The sequence below is a fragment of the Actinokineospora guangxiensis genome (assembly GCF_042657845.1).
Classification (GTDB): Bacteria; Actinomycetota; Actinomycetes; order Mycobacteriales; family Pseudonocardiaceae; genus Actinokineospora; species Actinokineospora guangxiensis.
Map to the genome: position 1 here is coordinate 25,295 of NZ_JBHSKF010000011.1, position 18,363 is coordinate 43,657.

10 protein-coding genes are annotated in these 18,363 nt (G+C 75.2%); all 10 read right to left on the reverse strand.

Annotation, left to right across the window (positions count from 1 at the left end; translation table 11 throughout):
• Window position 1 precedes the first annotated feature (1 nt).
• A complete protein-coding gene (locus tag ACFPM7_RS20350) occupies window positions 2-787 on the reverse strand; it encodes an MlaE family ABC transporter permease (RefSeq protein ID WP_378249256.1) in 786 nt (261 codons plus the stop codon).
• A gap of 253 nt (window positions 788-1,040) precedes the next feature.
• A complete protein-coding gene (locus tag ACFPM7_RS20355; protein WP_378249257.1) occupies window positions 1,041-2,225 on the reverse strand; it encodes an ABC transporter ATP-binding protein in 1,185 nt (394 codons plus the stop codon).
• A gap of 31 nt (window positions 2,226-2,256) precedes the next feature.
• Window positions 2,257-3,465 (reverse strand): DUF6801 domain-containing protein, encoded by a 1,209-nt coding sequence (locus ACFPM7_RS20360; protein WP_378249258.1) that lies wholly within the window; start codon window positions 3,463-3,465, stop codon window positions 2,257-2,259.
• A 301-nt stretch (window positions 3,466-3,766) separates the two neighbouring features.
• Window positions 3,767-5,872: an AMP-binding protein gene (locus ACFPM7_RS20365; RefSeq protein WP_378249259.1), complete on the reverse strand. Its 2,106-nt coding sequence runs from the start codon at window positions 5,870-5,872 to the stop codon at window positions 3,767-3,769.
• A 60-nt stretch (window positions 5,873-5,932) separates the two neighbouring features.
• On the reverse strand, window positions 5,933-7,129 hold the full coding sequence (locus ACFPM7_RS20370) for a glycosyltransferase (RefSeq protein ID WP_378249260.1): 1,197 nt from the start codon (window positions 7,127-7,129) through the stop codon (window positions 5,933-5,935).
• Window positions 7,126-7,923 carry an alpha/beta fold hydrolase gene (locus ACFPM7_RS20375; protein WP_378249445.1) on the reverse strand — a complete coding sequence of 266 codons (798 nt, stop codon included), beginning with the start codon at window positions 7,921-7,923 and terminating at the stop codon, window positions 7,126-7,128. Before ACFPM7_RS20375 ends, ACFPM7_RS20370 begins: the two co-directional genes overlap by 4 nt.
• Before the next feature lie 9 nt (window positions 7,924-7,932).
• The gene (locus ACFPM7_RS20380; RefSeq protein ID WP_378249261.1) at window positions 7,933-8,250 is read right to left on the reverse strand and encodes a phosphopantetheine-binding protein; all 318 of its coding nucleotides are present in this window, start codon (window positions 8,248-8,250) and stop codon (window positions 7,933-7,935) included.
• Window positions 8,247-10,859: an acyltransferase domain-containing protein gene (locus ACFPM7_RS20385; RefSeq protein ID WP_378249262.1), complete on the reverse strand. Its 2,613-nt coding sequence runs from the start codon at window positions 10,857-10,859 to the stop codon at window positions 8,247-8,249. The genes ACFPM7_RS20380 and ACFPM7_RS20385 overlap by 4 nt, the downstream gene beginning before the upstream one ends.
• Entirely contained in the window at window positions 10,856-17,497 is a 6,642-nt protein-coding gene (locus ACFPM7_RS20390) for an SDR family NAD(P)-dependent oxidoreductase (RefSeq protein ID WP_378249263.1), read from the reverse strand. Before ACFPM7_RS20390 ends, ACFPM7_RS20385 begins: the two co-directional genes overlap by 4 nt.
• A 38-nt stretch (window positions 17,498-17,535) precedes the next feature.
• Entirely contained in the window at window positions 17,536-18,309 is a 774-nt protein-coding gene (locus ACFPM7_RS20395; RefSeq protein WP_378249264.1) for an SDR family oxidoreductase, read from the reverse strand.
• Between the last annotated feature and the right edge of the window lie 54 nt (window positions 18,310-18,363).

Consider the following 18,363-nt stretch of genomic DNA (forward strand, 5'->3'; position numbering starts at 1 on the left):
GTCAGGCTCCCTTCGCGGGGACGAGTTGCAGGTAGAAGACGCTGATCACGAAGTTGACGAAGAAGAGGAGCAGGAAGGTGATGACGACGGACTGGTTGACGACGTCGCCGACGCCTTTGGGGCCACCCTTGGGGTTGAGGCCGCGGTAGGAGGCGACGAGACCGGCGAGGAAGCCGAACACCAGGGCCTTGATCTCGCTCACCCAGAGGTCGGGGAGCTGGGCCAGGGCGGAGAAGCTGGCGAGGTAGGCGCCGGGGGTGCCGCCTTGCAGGACGACGTTGAAGAAGTAGCCGCCCGCCACGCCCACGACGCTGACCATGCCGTTGAGCAGGGCCGCCACGCCCATCGCCGCCAGGACTCGGGGGACCACCAGGCGGTGGATGGGGTCGACGCCCAGGACCCGCATGGCGTCGATCTCCTCGCGGATGGTTCGCGCGCCCAGGTCGGCGCAGATGGCCGAGCCGCCCGCTCCGGCGACGATGAGGGTGGTGACGACCGGACTCGCTTGCTGGATGACCGCCAGGACGCTTGCCGCTCCGTTGAAGGACTCCGCGCCGATCTGCTCGGTGAGGGAGCCGAGTTGGAGGGTGAGGACCGCGCCGAAGGGGATGGCCACCAGGGCGGCGGGCATGATGGAGACGCTGGCTATGAACCAGAACTGCTGGATGAACTCGCGGATCTGGAAGGGGCGGCGGAAGAGGCCCAGGAAGACGTCCAGGCCCATGGCGAACATGTTGCCGAACTCGCGGGTGGCTGCGGTGAGTGTGGTGCGGGTTTGAGTGATCATCGGCTCGCTCCTGGGCGGGCCGTTGTTCCGTGGTTCCGTGGCTTGGTTGTGGAGTGGGTCCGCTGAGGTGGAGTCGCTTCGGCGGGGACCCCTGGCGATGCGCCGCTGCGTGGGTCACACGTGGGGACGGGCAAGCCCGGACCCACGCGGTCGAGTTGAGCGGCGCATCGCACCCCACCCTGCGGTACCTCAGACGTGACCAGCCGTGCCGTGGTCGCGCTCACCTGCACCTGAGCCTGCACCCTGATCGGCTTCATCCGCGCTGCCCTTGGCCGTCTCGGCGCCATGGGCGGGGTCTGCGGGCTGGGGGCGGCGGTGGGGCGGCCGCGCTCTGCCGCATCGGGGCGGTGGGCTCTGGCTGTGGGGGGAGGGGGCGGCGGTGGGGAAGGGGGCTGGGGAGCTGGGTGGGCATGGCCATGCCGGTGGTGCGTCTGCGCCAGTCCTGGTAGCGCTCGAAGTCTTCCAGGGACAGTTCCGCCAGGATGCCGTGGCGGGCGGATTCCGGGAGGGTGTCGAGGATCTGGAGGACTCTGGCCCGCCTGCGGCGCACGGCTTGGCGGGTGGGCAGGCCGGGGGTGGGGTCGAGTTGGGGGACGATGCCGCGCAGGTCCTCGCCGGTGGGGGTGCCTGCGCGGCCTGCCTGGTGGGCCAGTTCGGCGGCCATCGTGGCGGAGTCCTTCTCCTCGGACATGCCGATGGGGCCGATGCGGCGGCCGTTGAGGAACTGGGCGACCACCGGCTCGTCGCTGGTGAGCAGGAGTTCGCGCGGGCCGAACATGACCAGTTCTCTGCGGAAGAGCATGCCCAGGTTGTCCGGGACCGTCCTGGCGACGTTGATGTTGTGGGTGACAATCAGGATCGTGGCGTCGATCTGGGCGTTGAGGTCGATCAGGAGTTGGCTCAGGTATGCCGTGCGGACGGGGTCGAGGCCGGAGTCCGGCTCGTCGCACAGGATGATCTGGGGGTCCAGGACCAGGGCGCGGGCCAGGCCGGCGCGCTTGCGCATGCCGCCGGAGATCTCGCCGGGGAGCTTGTGCTCGGCGCCCAGCATGCCGACCATGTCCATCTTGGACATGACGATCTCGCGGATCTCGGTCTCGGACTTGCGGGTGTGCTCGCGCAGCGGGAAGGCGACGTTGTCGAAGATGCTCATCGAGCCGAACAGCGCGCCGTCCTGGAACAGCACGCCGAAGAGCTTGCGGATCTCGTACATGTCCCTCTCGGCGCACGCGCACAGGTCGACGCCGTCGATGACGACGCTGCCGCGTTCCGGGCGCAGCAGGCCGATCAGGCACTTGAGGAACACCGACTTGCCGGTGCCGGACGGGCCGAGCAGCACGCTCACCTCGCCGGCGGGCAGCGTCAGCGTCACATCCCGCCAGATCGCCTGCCTGCCGAAGGACTTGCTCAGCCCTTCGACGGCCACCTCGACACCCATCACACCTCCACTGGCGAGAACCTGACGCGCATCAACCGCAGTTGGTGTCGATGCACTTGAGCCTGAGCCGCACGGTCATCGGGTTGTCCGGGCCGGACACCAGGCCGCCGATCAGCGGGTCGAGGTCCTCCTCGGTCCCGCAGCCGCCGAAGGCGGGCAGGTCGGCTGTGGTGGCGAACTCCGACACCGCGCCCGGGACCAGGGTGACGTCGCCCTTGAGCGCCACCGTCATCGGCCTCACCGTGCGGCAGTTCCCGCCGACACCGAGGTCGACTCCATCCTGCTTGACCTCGTAGAGCCTCAGGCTGATGTCCGAGACGGTGTCGATGTCGGCCACCCAGGGCTGCTGGGAGACGTCGACCCGCGCGGTGCCGGTCACCGCGCCCTCCGCGAAGCTGATGCTGTTGACCACCGGCATGAACCGGAAGACGACGAGGTAGGCGCCCTTGACGTCGGACAGCCGCAGCGTCCCGGTGACCGGCGACGGCGGCGGGGCGAAGATGTCCAGGAACGTCTCCAGCTCGCCCTTGATCGCGATGTCGGCGCCGACCTTGGCGACGGTGGTGACCGCGTCCACGTCGAAGGTGACCTTCAACCCGGCGGCCGGGGCCGCCGGCCGCTCCACCGCAGCGGCCTGCTCGGCCGCGGTCACCGTCGTGCCGCCGAGTTCCCCGCCGCCTGAGTAGGCGGCGCAGTCGACCGCCTGGTCGGCTGTGCCGTCCGCGCCCGCGCGCAGCCGCGCCGACAGGCCGGTGAGGACGAGGGCGGCGGTTCCCTCGACGGGCCGGGCGAGCACGTCCGGCCCGGTCAGGGCCAGTGTCAGGTCGCCGTCGGCGGGCAGCGCGGCAGCCTCGGCCGAGACCTCTGCGGCCGGCAGGGGCGTGTCCTTGCCGCCTTGGCGCAGCGCGATGTCCGCCGAAGCGGTGCCGGACACCCGCGTCGCTCCCCCGGCGCGCAGCGCGGCGACCGCGGCGGCCGGGAGGACGACCGAGACCGACGGCGTCGCCGCCAGCGGCGTCCCCGCGGTGACCGTGTCCGGGACGGACAGCCCGACCTCGACCGGGGTCTCGACCTGGCCGCCGTCGGGCAGGGCGCAGCGCACCGAGTCCTCGGCCCGCTCCTGCCGGGCCGTCGCGGGCGCCATCCCGGACACCGCGCCTGCCCCGCCCGCCACGACCGCGACAGCGGCGGCGGCCAGCAGCGCGCGGCGCCGCGTGGAACGAGACCGGAGAATGCTCATGGGACGCCCATTCAGCAGTGGACAAATGAGAAGCGAATGCGGCCGAATGGCATTTCGGCCGCGCCGGACGGACGTTACCAGCGTGTCACCGGGGTGACAACGACGCTTCCCGTCAGACCCGGAATCGGCCCGCCAATTATCATCGGACACACATTATGGAGATCGGCTTTGTGGCCGATAATGACTGCGAACAGCCTGGTTGGCGCGGATTGATCAGCAGATGCGCCAACAAGAAGAAGGTGTCGCCAAAAGTTGTCACCAACGGCGCAAGACCGGCTCCGGCGATTTCTCCACCCATTCTTCACCCGACGTGCGGAAGGGCGACCGGATCGGCGGGACCGTCGATGTCGCCGTCGACCAGCAGCCGTTTGAGCACCTTGCCGGTCTGGTTGCGCGGCAGTTCGTCGACGAAGACGACGTCGCGCGGCACGCAGAAGCGGGCCAGTCGCTGGTGCACGTACGCGCGGACGCCGTCCTCGTCCAGCTGCCACCCGTCGCGCACCACGATGTAGGCGGCGAGGCGCTGGCCGTACTCGGCGTCCGGGACGCCCACCACGGCGGCCTCGGCCACCTGCGGCAGGTCGGTCAGGACCTCCTCGACGGGGCGCGGGAAGACGTTCTCGCCGCCAGAGACGATCATCTCGTCATCGCGGCCGCAGATGTGCAGGCGTCCATCGGCGTCGAGGTATCCCCGGTCGCCGGTGTCCATGAGCCCGCGCCGCACCTGGCGCTGCCCGCCCGCGCCGTCCAGGTAGCCGTCGAAGAGCATGGCGTTGCCGACGAAGATGCGCCCGATCTCCCCCGGCGGCACCTGCTCGCCATCGCGGTCGAGCAGGGCGATGCGGGAACCGGGTGGGGGCCTGCCCGCGGTGGTGGGGGCGGCCCGCAGGTCGTGCGGGGTGGCGATGGTGGCGGCGGAGACCTCTGTGGACCCGTAGAAGTTGTAGAGGATGTCCCCGTAGGCCTCCATGAACCCGGTGACGAGCGCGCGCGGCAGCGCCGACCCGCTGCTGGCGACGACGCGCAGGCTGGAGGTGTCGTAGCTCTTCCGCACTCGCTCGGGCAGGGCGAGGATGCGCTGGAGCATGATCGGCACCGCGAACAGCGCCGTGCAGCGGTGCTCCTCGATGGCGGCCAGCGCCGTCTCGGCGTCGAAGCGCTTGCGCAGCACCACGGTCGCGCGCAGCGGCATGGCGATCTGCAGCGCGGTGAGGCCCCAGCTGTGGAAGACCGGGGCGGCGACGAAGAGGCGTTCGTTGGCGCGCAGCGGGATGCGGGCCAGGACGGTGGCCGCGTCGAGCAGGGTCGGCGTCGGCCTGCGGGCGCCCTTGGGCATGCCGGTGGTGCCGGAGGTGAGCACGACGAGCCTGCCTGGCCTGCGCGGCGCGGGCGGCGGTGAGACGGGCCTGCCCTCGGCGAGCTCGGGCAGGGTGGCGTCGTAGTCCTCGGCGTCGCCGCCGGTGCCGATGATCGCCACGTCGGGGGGAACCTGGGCGAGGACGGGGGCGAACTCGTCGTCGGCGATGAGGAACGCGACGCGGTGCGCGCGCAGCAGGTCCACGATCTGCGCGGCGGCGAGACCGGTGTTGAGCAGGACGGTGTCCGCGCCGATCTTCGCGCAGGCGGCGAGGGTGCGCACCAGGGCGGGGTGGTTGCGGGCGAGCACGGCGACCTTGGCGCGCGGGCGCACGCCGAACCCGGCGAGGCCGTGGGCGAGCCTGCTGCCTTCCTCGTCCACCGACCGGAAGGTGACGGCGCCGTGCTCGTCCTCGACAGCGGCGCGCTTGGCAGAGCGGGCCGCCGCGGCGGCGTAGCCGCCCGCGAGCGTGGAGCCCCAGGTGGTCAGGGCGCGGACCTGGCGGGCGGTGCGGTCGGGCCTGGTGGGCGCGAAGACACCGGCCTTGGCGAGCACGCGCAGCGCGGCCAGCCGCCCGCCCCGCCTGCCGTCGCGCTCGGGCAGCCGGTCCGGCACGCCCGCGAGGTGCTCGCCGAGGCGGCGCACGCCGTCGCGGGCCCAGCGCCTGATCTGCGACTCGGTCCAGGTGACGCCCAGGCGGTGGCGCAGCATGGGCTTGAAGAACACGACCTTGATCTGGGTGCGGCCCGCTCCGGCGTCGGCGAGCTTGACCGACACCCAGCCGCCGGTGTCGGGGACGCCCGCGAGCACGAGCTGGTCGCCGGTTCGGCGGATGACTGTGCGCAGCCGGTGGTCGAGGACCTCGCCGGGGCCGAGGCAGGCGCGCATCGCGTACTCGGCGGCCGCACCGTACTGGGCGGGGGCGAGCTTGTCGCAGCCGCTGATGCCGCGGAAGAACAGCGGGTAGCGCGTCGGATCGCCGAGCACGGACCAGACGGCCTCCCTCGGATGGTCCACTGTGGTCTCGTAGACGACGCAGTCATCGACCATGGGGCACGCTCCCTCCGCCGGTCCTCCGACGAAAGCACCCGCGCGCCGACCGGGTCAAGATCAGGTCAACGGGGGGTGAAAAGTGTTGCCCACGCGCACAATCGCACCCGATCCCACCCGTCGCGGCGGACAAATCTCGACCGGCGCGACAAGGGCTTCGAGCGCGTCGACGGCCGCGGCGGCACCGCCCGCCGCGGTGAACGAGTCGCGCACGGCACGGGCCGACGCCGCGTAACCGGGGTCGGTGAGCACCGTGTCGAGCGCTCGGCCGATGTGCCGGGCGGTGGCGTGGGCGAAGCGCAGCCGCACGCCCGCGCCCGCGGCGACGACCTGCTGGGCGATGACGGGCTGGTCGTCGCGGATCGGGGCGACGACCAGCGGCAGCCCGCGCGCCAGGGCCTCGCAGACGGTGTTGTGGCCGCCGTGGCAGATGACGGCGGCGGCGCGCTCGAGCAGCGCGGGCTGCGGCAGGCGCGGGGCGCTGATCACGTGCGGCGCCGCGACCGAGCCGGTGGGATCGACCAGGACCCCTTGCAGGTGTGGGCGTTCGGCGAGCGCGTCGGCGCACTCGGCGAGGAAGCGGGCGTCGTCGTTGAGGGTGCCGAGGGAGACGTAGACCAGCGGGCGCTCCGGGTCCAGGCGCGCGAAGTCGAAGTCGTGCGGTTCGGGAGGGCGGGCGATGGGCCCGACGAACCGCACCGCCGCGCGGGCGGCGGCCGGGCCCGCCAGGTCCGCCGAGGTGAAGGCGAGGATGAGCCGGTCGGAGAACCGGGGGTCGCCCGTGCCGCCGAAGCGGGCGCGCAGGTCGGCCAGCTGGGCGGCGACCCGCTCGGCGACGGCGGGCAGCCCGGCCAACGGGTCGACCAGCTCGGCGGACGTCGTCGCCGAGGTCGCCAGCGGGATGCCGCGGCGGGCGGCGGCGAAGGCCCCCGCGAACGCCTGCTGGTCGGCGACGACGACCTCCGGCCGCTCGGCGTCGACCGCGGCGTCGACGCCGGGCGCCATCGCCTCGGTCAGCGGCACCAGGACGCTGTCCCACAGGTGTTTCAGCGCCGCGAACCCGCGCAGCCCGGCGGGCCTGGCGGTGTCCAGGCCCGCGCACGGGTGCACGACCGCGCCCGCCGGGAGCAGCGTCCCGAGCAGGTCGGGGTCCCCTGCCCAGGCGACCCGGTGCTCGCGCGCCGCAAGCTCGGCCGCCACCCCGACCAGCGGGTTGACGTGGCCCGCGAACGGCGGCACGACAAACAGCACCCTCACGCCGCCGCCCGCCGCGCCTGCGCCCCGAGGAAGTCCAGCACCATCGACCGGACCGTGCGGTGCCGCTCCACCAGCACCGAGTGCCCCTGCCCCTCGATGACCTCGGTGCGGCAGCGGGCAAGCAGGCGCGCCACCGCGAGCGGGTCGTCGCTCTGGAAGCCCTGGTCGCCGAGGATGGACAGCACGGGGCAGCTGACGCGGGCCAGCTCGGCCCGGGTCAGCAGCGGCCCGCTCGGCACCTCCTCGACGATGGACGTCGCCAGGATCAGCGCGTGCGCGGCGCGCGCCAGGCGGGCGTGGTGGGCGCCGAAGGTGGCGCTCACCCAGGCCAGGTACTCCTCCCGGGCGATCCCGTCGACCACCCCGCCGAGCGTGCGCGCCATCTTCTCCGCCCACGACGCGGTCGCGGGCTCGGCCTCGATGGAGGTGATGCTGGCGACCCGGTGCGGGTGGCGGGCGGCGAAGCTGAACGCGAGCGTGCCGCCGAAGCTGTTGCCCACCAGGTGCACCTGGCCCGCCACGCCGACTCCGTCCAGCAGCGCGTGCAGGTCGTCAACGAAGTCGCTGAGCCGGTAGCCGGTGGGCGGGCGGCCGGTGCGGCCGTGGGCGCGCAGGTCGTAGGCGAGCGCGGTCATGCCCGCCGCGGCCACCGGCGGGCACAGGGTCAGCCAGAAGCTGGCGAGGCTGTCGTAGCCGAGGCCGTGGACGAACACCACGACCGGCGGCTCGCCCGCGCCGGGATCGCGGGCGGGCAGCAGCTGGTAGTGGGTCCGGACGCCGTTGACCTCCAGCATCGCCACGGGTCAGTGCCCCGTCCTGGCCATGACCAGCTCCACCAGCACCCCGATGCGCAGGCCGATGACCTCGTCCAGCTCGAACTCGGCCAGGTGCGCGGCCAGGTTGACCTGCTCGCCGTAGCGCTCGGCCAGCAGCGCGCCGACAGCCACCAGATCGATGCTCTCCAGGCCGAGGTCGTCGTGGAACAGGGTGTGCTCGCCGATCTCGGCCAGTTCCTCGACGTCGGCGCCGTACTGGTCGAGGACGACGGCGAGCATGCCGCGCAGGTCGTCCAGGACCACGTCCCTGGTCAGCGGCTGGGTGGCGGGGTCGATGATGCTCACGGTGCGGTCTCCTTCTGGCTCTGCCGGGCCCGCGTCCAGGCGACGGCGTGCTGGTGCCGGTCCGGCCCGTCGGCCGGGACCACTTCGGTGCCGCACGGCCCGCCGAGCAGGCGGGCGGCTTCGGCTCTGGCGGTGTCGGGACCGCCGTCGCCGACGCCGACGATGGCGACCGCGGGCCGCTCGGCGGCGTCGGTCACCAGCGCGACGCCGATCCCGGCCCGGCTGGCGACCGCGACCGACAGCGGCGGTATCCGCAGCCCGTCGACGCCTTCCACGGCGAGCAGCCCGGCCTCCCCGTCGCGGACCCGCAGCTCGGCGGGGAACAGCGGCCCGTAGCCGCGGTCCCACAGCTCGCCGCGCACCGCGTCCTTGGCGACGATCCGCCCGGCCAGCCAGTCCCGGCGCGCCCTCGGCGGGCACCGCTCGAACTCGGCGCGCTCGGCGGTGGCGAGGTACTTGCGCGAGTAGAACTCGCGGGAGGCGAGCGTCCAGCGGTCCACGGCCAGCCACCAGCCCGCCGGGTCGCGCCGGGAGAGGGTGGAGGTCTCGGGGAAGCGGTGCACCGCGCTGGTCTGCTCGTCGCTGTCGAAGCGGGCATCGATCCACCCAGACACCGAGATGAGGACCTTCCCGCCCGCGCTGACCTGGGCCTCGGCGGCGATCCGGCGCTCGTCCACCGCGGTGATCCGCAGATCGCAGGCCACGACGTCGCCGGGAGCGGGCTCGGGGGCGTGGAAGCGGACGCCGCCGATCACCGACGGGAACGCGATGGGCCGGTGCGGGTGCCGCTCGGCCAGCCACAGCCCGATGACCTGGCCGACGTTGTCCAGCAGCGCGCCGGGGCCGCTCGGGACGGTGATCTCGGCACGGGCGGAGCGGGGGCCGACGCCGGTGGTGGCGGTGACGCCGCGGAAGCTGGGGCCGTGGAACATCCAGCGCTCGAAGTACAGGCGCTCGGCGGTGATGGCCGGGGCGCGTTCGCCGGATGCGGGGGGCCAGGGGGCGGGGCCGGAGTCGTAGGCGGGGGCCAGGACGACGGTGCCTTCGGCGTACTCGCCGAGGCGCACGGCGACCCGGTCGGGGCCGAGCGCACGGGTGTCCACCGGGACGTCGACGGCGGGGGCGGCGACGAGCCAGCGGTGCAGGCGGAGGTCCTCCACACCGACGGCGACGGTTCCCCGGCGGGCGGCGGCCTGGGTCATCAGGTGCAGGACCGTGGTGGCGGGGACGACGGGGCGCAGGTCGACCGGGTCGCTCCAGCCGGGGCGCTGGCGGATCAGGCAGTGATCGATCAGCCAGGGCATGGCGGTGAGGGACACCTGAAGCGACGCCGGGCGGGGGTGGACGGCGGCCAGAACGTCGTCCACCGCGGTCTCGACGTCGCGGAGCAGCAGCGCCAGCTCGGCCAGGGCGGGGTGGGCACGGGCGGCGGCGGCGAGCCGGGCGGGTCCGTCGGCGGCGGGTGGGCCCGGCTGCCCGGTGCACCGGATCGGCGGGGTGAAGGCGGTGAAGTCGGGCTCGGCTCCCTCCACCCAGAGGGCGGCGGCGGCGCGGCGCAGCTGGGTCATGCCGGGGACGCGGTGGCTGTTGGCGGCCACGGCGAGGTGGTCGGCGCCGCGGAGGGTGTCGGAGACGAGCGAGGAGAGCCCGCCGGAGCCCATCTGCACGAAGGAGCGGATGCCGGTGGCGTGCAGCGCGGTGACGAGCTGCCGGAAGCGCACCGGCTCCAGCAGGTGCGCGACGCAGAGCGCGCGGGTCGCGGCGGGGTCGGCGGGGAACGGGCGGGCCGTGGTGGCCGACCAGACGGGGACCTCGGGCGGGTGCAGCGGCAGGCTCGGCACGCCGTGCTCGCGGAACTGGTCGAGGTAGGGCCCCAGCATCGGGGTGTGGAAGCCGGAGCGGAACGGCATCACCTGGCAGAGGACGGCGCCCGCGCGCAGCAGGGCGACGACGTCGGCGACCGCGTCGGCGGGCCCGCACACCACGGTCTGGTTGGCGGAGTTCTCGTGCGAGACGACGACATCGGGGAACGGCGCGATCACCTCGGCCGCCCGTTCGACCGGGCAGCCGAGCACCGCGAACTCCACGCCGGGCACGCGCAGCGCGTCGAGGTCGGCGCGGGCGAGCATGGCGTCGAAGTCGGCGGCGGCGAACAGCCCGCCGGTGATCATCGCCGTCCACTCCCCCACGCTGTGCCCGGCCACGGCGACCGGGACGACCCCGAGCCTGCGCAGCGCGGCGTCGAGCAGCATGCCGACGCTGATCACCGCGGCCCCGTGCCTGCCGAGGGTGGTGGTGTCGGTGTCCGGGGCCGACCGCCCCAGCCAGGCCGCGACATCGGCGACCCGCGGCGCGAAGTCGGCCTCCAGCCCCGGGAACAGGAACGCGACCGGGGCGGGCTCGCCGCGCGGGGCGAACCAGATGTCGCGTCTGCCGCGCCACGGCCGGCCACCGGCCACGACGCGCCGGGCGAGCCCGATCCGCTCGTCGGTCGGCTCGGCGACGGCGATCCTGGCGGGGCCCGCGCCGACGGGCCCGCGCCGGTCGGCGTCGAGCCGGGCCAGCAGCGCGTCGGGGGTGGGGGCGGCCAGCCGCAGGACGTCGGTCACCAGCCACCGCCCGCGTAGAGGACCGAGGTGCTCTCGCCCGCGGCGAGTTCGGCCAGCAGGGCGGCGACGCCGGCGGCCGGGTCGATCAGGTCGATGCCGCGCTCGGCGTAGTGGCGGCCCAGCTCGGGGGTGACCATGCCGCCCGCGCTCGGCGCCCACGGTCCCCAGTGGACAGTCAGCGCACGGTTCCCGGTGCGCTCGGACCAGCGGGCCGTCATGGTGTCGATGGCCGAGTTGGCCGCGGCGTAGTCGGACTGGCCGCGGTTGCCGAGCAGGGCGGCGATGCTGCCGAAGGCGACGACGAAGCGCGGGGCGACGGCGGCGTCGTCCAGAGCGCCGAGCAGTGCGGCCATCCCGTCGACCTTGGTGGCGTAGACGCGGTGGAAGGACTCGGGGTCCTTGTCGGCGATCAGCCGGTCCTCGATCACCCCGGCGGCGAACACGACGCCGTCGATGCGGCCGTGCTCGGAGTGCACCTGCTTGACCAGCCGCCGCACGGCGTGCGGGTCGGCGACGTCCACCCGGCGGTGCGCGGCGCGCGCGCCCGCCGCGCGGATCTCGCTGAGCGTCGCCGCGACCTCGCGGCCCGCGAGCAGGACCCTGGCGGCCCGGTCGACCTCGGCGGGCGCGCCGCCGCGCCGGGCCAGGACGCCGCGCAGGGCGGCGAGGTCGGTGGCCGCGGCGGTGGCGGGGTCCTCCGGCTCGTCGGGAGGCGGCGTGCGCCCGGCGAGTTCGAGCCTGCCGCCCTCGGCGGCGAGCGCGACCGCCACCCGGGCGGTGATCCCGCGCGCGCCGCCGACGAGCAGCACGACGCTGTCGGGGCCGAGGCCGAGGCCAGGATCGGGGTCGGCGCGGCCGGTGAGCGGGGCGGCTTCGAGGACGGGCGCGGTGCGGGCCGCGCCCCGGGTGACGACCGGCTCGGGGCCGGTGTCGACCAGCTCTTCGAGGACGAGGGCGGCCAGGGCGTCGTCGTCGGGGACGGCGGTCAGCTCCACCAGACGCGCCGTCGTCTCCGGGTGCTCGCGGCGCACGGTCCGCAGGAACCCGGCGAGTCCGGCGGCCGTGGCGGCCTCGTCCACCGCGATCAGCCAGCGCGGCCTGCGGGCGAGCACCGAGCGGACGAGCGCGAAGCCGCCGGGGAGGAAGGGGCTCTCGCCCGGCAGGCACACCAGGCCGTCGACCCGCTCGACCCAGTCGGGCAGGCCGGTGGCCGACGGCAGCGGGATGGCGAGCGCGCCGTGCGCCGAGAGCAGGTCCGCGACCGCGTCGGTGGCGCTCGGCGTGCCGCCGGTCAGCAGGACGGTGGCGCCGAAGAGGGCGGCGGGGTCGTCGTCCGGCGCTGCGGGGGCGGGCATGGGGACGGGCACCTGCCGGGTCGGGACCACGCCCTGCCTGGTCGGGACGAGGCCCGGCCGGGCCTCGGCGGGGCTCCGCCGCGGCTCGACGGGGGCTGCCTGCGCCAGAGGTGCGCCCTCGTCGAGCAGGCCGACCAGCGCGGTGGCGGTGCGGGCCTGCACCAGGTCGTCCACCGGCACCCCGGAGCCCAGCCGGGACACCAGCTCACCGACGATCTCGGTGCGCTTGATCGAGTCGATGCTGAGATCGGCCTCCAGGTCCAGGTCCGGCTCGACCATCGCGACCGGATATCCCGTCCGCTCGGCGATCACGGCGACCACCACGCCCGCGACGTCCGCGCCGACGGCCTCCGGTCCGGGCGCCCCGCCGGGGAGCGGGCCATCGGCCGGGGAGACGAGCGCTTCGGCGGTGGGACGCCCCGGCGGCACCGGCACCGGTGCCGGTGCCGGTGCCGCCGGGACGGGATCGGGCGCTCCGAGGTAGCCGAGGAGGACGTCGCGCTGGGCGGCGACGAGTTCCCTCGTGGAGCGGAGGAAGTCGGTGACCATGATGTCGCGGTGGGGAATGTCGCGGTGGGGAATGTCGCGGTGGGGGATGTCGCGGTGGGGGATGTCGCGGTCGGGCGCGCTGAACGCGGCTGTGCGGCGGGCGGGGGTGAGACCGCCTGCCACGGGGTGGCCGTCGGCGGTGCGGACCAGGTGGCCGTCGACGGTCCAGCCCGCGCGCTCGGGCGGGGCGGTCACCTCCGTCGCACGGCCCGCCGTCAGCCAGGACGTGCGCACCCGGTGGCCGGTCACCGCGAGGGCGGCGACCGCGTGCAGCAGGCCGGTCAGGCCCGTCGTGCCAGAGGGCTCGCACGGGACGACGGTGTGCGGGCGTCCGCCGAGGACGGCGGTGACCAAGGTGGACAGCACCCGGCCCGGCCCCGCCTCCAGGAACACCCTGGCGCCGTCGGCGTACATGTTCTCGATCTGCGCGGCGAACAACACGGGCGCGGCGACCTGGGCGGCCAGCTCGGCCCGCACTCCATCCACATCGGACACATAAGGCCGGGCGGTGCGGTTGGCCCACACGGGGACCCGCGGCGGGTCGACGCGGCGCACGGCCAGCTCGTCGGCGAAGGCCGTCGCGGCCGAGGCGACGACCGGGCTGTGGAAGGCGCACGCCACCGGCAGTTCGCGCACCGGCAGCCCCGCCGCCCGCAGCGCGGCGACGGCCTCGCCGAGCAGCGCCGTCGGACCCGACAGGACCACCTGCGACGGCGCGTTGTGGTTGGCCACGACGACCCGGCCCGCCAGCATCGACTCGGCCAGCACCGCCTGGACCGCGGCGTAGTCGCCGGACACGGCGGCCATCGCGCCGGGATCCTCGCCCGCGGCGGCGAGGATCGCGGCGGCGCGGGCGGCGCTCAGCGGCAGCAGGTCGGCCGGGTCGATGGCACCCGCGGCGGCCAGCGCCACGAGTTCGCCGTAGCTGTGGCCGCCGTACATGTCGGGCCGGACGCCGAGGCGGGTCAGCACCTCGTGCACGGCGAGGCCGGTGACGCCCAGGGCGGGCTGGGCCATCCTGGTGTCGCGCAGCCGCTCACCGGCTGAGCGCGCGTCGTCGTCGGTGAAGGCGTCGGGCGGGAACAGCGCCGCCAGCACCGCGCTGTCCACGGCCCCGAGCAGCTCGGGCAGGGCGACGAACAGCTCGGCGAGCATCCCCGGCCGCTGGCTGCCCTGCCCGGGGAACAGCACCGCGAGCTTGCCCGGCTCGCCAGAGGCCCGGTACAGCCCTGCCCCCGGGTCGGACTCCCCTGCCAGCGCGCGCCGCAGCAGCCCAGCCAGGGAGTCCACATCGGAGGCGACGACCGCGACGCGCACCGGGGCCGGGTCGCGCTCGCCGCGCAGGGCCACCGTGCGCGCCACGTCGCGCAGCGGGACCGCCCCGGCGAGGTCGAGCGCCGAACGCATGGCCGCGGTCGCGGCGGCCTCGGTCTCCCCGCGGAAGACGAACAGCTCGGCGGGCCACTCGGCGAGCCCGCGCCGAGCCGAGGAGTGCCCGCTGAGCACCAGGTGGAAGTTGGTGCCGCCGAAGCCGAACGCGCTGACCGCCGCGACCCGCGCCGCGGCCTCCCCGGGCCACGGCGCCGCCGATGAGCGGAAGGCGAACGGGCTCGACGCCGCCTCCCAGGCCGGGTTCGGCGTCGACAGGTGCAGCGTCGGCGGGCGGACGCCGGTGTGCACGGCCATGGCCGCCTTGATCAGCCCGGCCAGCCCGGCCGCGCACTTGGTGTGCCCGATCTGCGACTTCACCGACCCCAGCACGACCGACCCCGGCGCGGCCCCCGCCGCCGAGAACACCTCGGTCAGCGTGGTCAGCTCGGTGCGGTCGCCCAGCACCGTGCCGGTGCCGTGCGCCTCCACCAGGCCGACCTCCGACGGCGACATCCCGGCCCTGGCGTAGGCGCGCTCCAGGGCCCGCCGCTGGCCGTCCTCGCGCGGCGCGGTGAGGCCGAGCGCACGGCCGTCGCTGCCCGCTCCGACGCCCTTGATGACCGCGTAGACCCGGTCCCCGTCGTGCTCGGCGTCGGCCAGGCGCTTGAGCACGACGCAGCCCACGCCCTCGCCGAGCGCGATGCCGTCGGCCGTGCCGTCGAAGGTGCGGCACCGGCCGGTCGGCGACAGCGCCCCGACCGAGGAGAACAGCAGGAAGTCGCCGATCGCGTTGTGCAGGTCGGCGCCGCCTGCGAGCATCAGGTCCGCGCCGCCGCTCTCCAGCTCCTTGCACGCGGCATCGACCGCGGCCAGCGACGACCCGCACGCGGCGTCCACGACGTAGTTCGCGCCGCCGAGGTCCAGCCGGTTCGCCACCCGCCCGGAGATGATGTTGACCAGCCTGCCGGGGAAGCTGTCGCCGGTCAGCGCGGGCAGCTGCGCCAGCAGCTCCTCGGGCACCGAGGAGGTGTAGCCGGGCAGGAGCATCCGCAGGTCCTCGGCCTTGGCCAGGTCGCTGCCCGCCTCGGCGCCGAAGATGACGCCCGCGCGCTCGCGGTCGAATCCGCCGTCGCCGTAGCCCGCGTCCTCCAGCGCGCGCCGGGCCATCTCCAGGGCGAGCAGCTGCACCGGCTCGATCGCGCCGAGCGCGGCGGGCGGGATGCCGTAGCGCAGCGGGTCGAACGGGACCGGGTCGAGGAAGCCGCCCCACTTGGAGCTGGTCTTGCCGCCGCCGTCGCCGAAGTAGACCCCGGTGTCCCAGCGGGTCGCTGGCACCTCGGTCACGCTGTCGCGGTTGCCGACGACAGCGGCCCAGAACGCGGCGAGGTCGGGCGCTCCCGGGTACACGCAGGCCATGCCGACCACGGCGATGTCGGCGGGCTCGGGCTCCGGGCGCGGCGGCCGGGTGCGCGGCAGGTCGTCGCGCACCCGTGCGGCCCGCTCGCGCAGGTGCGCGTCCGCGCCGTCGCCGATCTCGCTGTGCAGGCAGGCGACGGTGGTGACGGCCGAGCGCAGCGCCGAGACCTGCCCGGCCATGAACATGCCCTCGGCGAGCCTGCCGTCGGCGTCGACGGCCACGAGCGCGCCGCCCTCGCGGCGCAGCCCCTTGCTGGCGACCCGCAGCCGCCCGGCGTTCAGCTCTTCCAGCCGCGCCCACGCCTCGCGCTCGGGCACGCCCTCGGCGCGCAGCCGCGCGGCGGTCTCGGCGAAGAACCCGGTGAACGGGCTGGCGACGCAGCGCGTCGCGTGGCCGGGCGCGGTGCGCAGCAGCTCGGTGCCCTCGGCGTCGAGCACCTGCCGCTGGAACGTGTCGGTGATCGCGCCGTGCGCGACCGCCTCCTCGGTGAACAGGTACGCGGTGCCCATGAGCACCCCGACCGCGGCGCCGCGGTCGGCCAGCGGTCCGGCCAGCGCGGCGACCATCGCCGCCGAGCGCGCGTCGTGCACGCCGCCGGCGAACAGCAGCTGCACCTCGGCCGCCTGCGGGCAGTCGCGGAGCACGTCGAGCTGGGCCTGCCAGAGGGTGAAGCTGGTGCGCGGCCCGACGTGCCCGCCGCACTCGCTGCCCTCGAAGACGAACCGGCGCGCACCCGCGTCGAGGAACTGCCGCAGCAGGCCCGGCGACGGCACGTGCAGGAAGGTCGTGATGCCCGCGGCTTCCAGCTCGCGCGCCTGGTCGGGGCGGCCGCCGGCGATCAGCGCGACGGGCGGCCGGGCGGCCAGCACCTCGGCGACCTGGGCGGCGCGCAGCTCCGGCGGGGCGAAGCCGAGCAGGCCCACGCCCCACGGCCGCTCGCCGAGCAGGGCGGCGGTGGCGGTCAGCATCTCGCGGGTGCGCTCGGCGGGGTTGAGCGCCAGCGCGAGGAACGGCAGCGCGCCGCCATCGGCGACGGCGTCGGCGAACGCGGCGGTGTCGCTGACGCGGGTCATCGGGCCCTGGGCGATCGGGTACCGCACGCCCAGCGCGGTCGCCAGCGCCGAGCCGGGGCCGAGCACGGGCGGGCGGGTCGAGTGCACGGCCGCGCCGATCGCGGTCAGCACGGCGCGCACGGCGCGGGCGGCCGAGCCGAAGCGGCGGCGGAACTCCGCGGCCAGGAACGCGTCCTGGCCCACCGGTTCGCCGCCGGGCAGGACGCGCCGCCCGGCGACCACGGTGGTGTCGGTGCCGTCGCCGGCGGCGATGGCCGCGGCGAGGTCGTCGGGGATGTCGGTGTCGGACAGCAGCGCCAGCTGGGTGTCGAGCACGACGCCCGCCGCGCCGCCGACGATCGCGGCCGCCGCGGTGTCCTGGCCGATGCCGCCCGCCAGCCACACCGGCAGCGGGGTGGCCGCGATGATCTGCTGCAGCAGCACGAAAGCGCCGGTCTCCGACACCCGTCCGCCGGATTCGGCCCCGCGGGCCAGGACACCGTCGGCTCCGCGCTCCCCCGCTGCCACGGCCTCGGCGGGCGAGGTGACCTCGACCAGGACGAAGGAGCGGTCGGGCACATCGGCGATGCCCCACGGGGAGTCCCAGTCCAGCACGACCACGTCGACGCGGTCGGCCGCGCCGCCGAGGACCTCGGCGACTTCGGCGAAGGACAGCGCGCAGTTGTGCGGCACGCGCAGACCGAAGCGACGGTCTGCCGAGGTGGCCGCGCGCGCGGTCGCGGCCAGGGCGGCGCGGGCCCGCCTGCCGCCCGCGCCGAGGTCGAGCACGCCCAGCCCGCCGACGGCGGCGACCGCGGCGCACAGCCGGGCGCAGCTCTGCCCGGCCGGGCCGATGCCGAGCACGTACTCGGGCCGCTCGTCGCGTGTGGGCATGGGTCCTCCGGTCGTCAGCGGGTGGGGTCGGCGCGGGGTCAGCGCCGGGCGGCGGCGGGGTCCGTGGCGAGCCAGGCCTCGGGGTCGGCGGCCTTGGCCGCGTACAGCGGGCCGACCTCCGGGTGCGGCAGGACGAGGAAGCGGTCCTCGGCCAGGCCCGCGAGGGCGGCGGCGGCGACCTCGGCCGGGTCGAGGATCGGGCCCATGCCCGCGACCGCGAGCCCGGCCGGGTGCCCCGCCTCGACCGCGGGCATCAGCAGACCGGTGCGCACGCCGAGCGGGCACAGCGCGCTGACCCTGATGCCGTGCGGGGCGGCGTCCCTGGCCAGCCACTCGGCGAGCGCCACGGCGGCGGCTTTGGTGACGGCGTACGGCGCGTCGCCGGGCAGGCCGAGCAGCCCCGCCGCCGATGCAGTGATCATGAGGTGTCCGCCGCCGTCGCGGGCCATCACGGGCAGCGCGGCCTGGGCGAGGGTGACGTGGGCGCGGACGTTGACCGCCCACGCCTTGTCCCACAGGGCCCCGGGGGCGTGCAGGCCCATGCCAACGGCCGCGCCCGCGTTGGAGAACACCGCGCCCAGCGGGCCGTGCTGGGCGCGGGCGGCGGTGACGAGGGAGCGGACGGCCGCCGCGTCGGTGACGTCGGTGTGCGCGGCGACCGCCGCGACGCCCGCGTCCCGCACTTGGGCCGCGGTGGCCTCGGCGGCCGGGCCGTCGACGTCCACGGCCACCACGGCCGCCGCGCCCGCTTCGGCGGCCGCGACCGCCAGCGCCGCGCCGATCCCGGCGCCCGCCCCGGTGACCAATACCATTCTCCCGGCTATTGGCACGCCATTCCTCCGAACGTTTTCCCCAGGCTGTTGGCC

Excerpts from the sequence above, each read along its gene's own strand:
- ACFPM7_RS20350 (WP_378249256.1), bottom strand. The coding sequence starts at position 787 with ATGATCACTCAAACCCGCACCACACTCACCGCAGCCACCCGCGAGTTC.
- ACFPM7_RS20355 (WP_378249257.1), bottom strand. The coding sequence starts at position 2,225 with ATGGGTGTCGAGGTGGCCGTCGAAGGGCTGAGCAAGTCCTTCGGCAGG.
- ACFPM7_RS20360 (WP_378249258.1), bottom strand. The coding sequence starts at position 3,465 with ATGAGCATTCTCCGGTCTCGTTCCACGCGGCGCCGCGCGCTGCTGGCC.
- ACFPM7_RS20365 (WP_378249259.1), bottom strand. The coding sequence starts at position 5,872 with ATGGTCGATGACTGCGTCGTCTACGAGACCACAGTGGACCATCCGAGG.
- ACFPM7_RS20375 (WP_378249445.1), bottom strand. The coding sequence starts at position 7,923 with ATGCTGGAGGTCAACGGCGTCCGGACCCACTACCAGCTGCTGCCCGCC.
- ACFPM7_RS20390 (WP_378249263.1), bottom strand. The coding sequence starts at position 17,497 with ATGCCCACACGCGACGAGCGGCCCGAGTACGTGCTCGGCATCGGCCCG.
- ACFPM7_RS20395 (WP_378249264.1), bottom strand. The coding sequence starts at position 18,309 with ATGGTATTGGTCACCGGGGCGGGCGCCGGGATCGGCGCGGCGCTGGCG.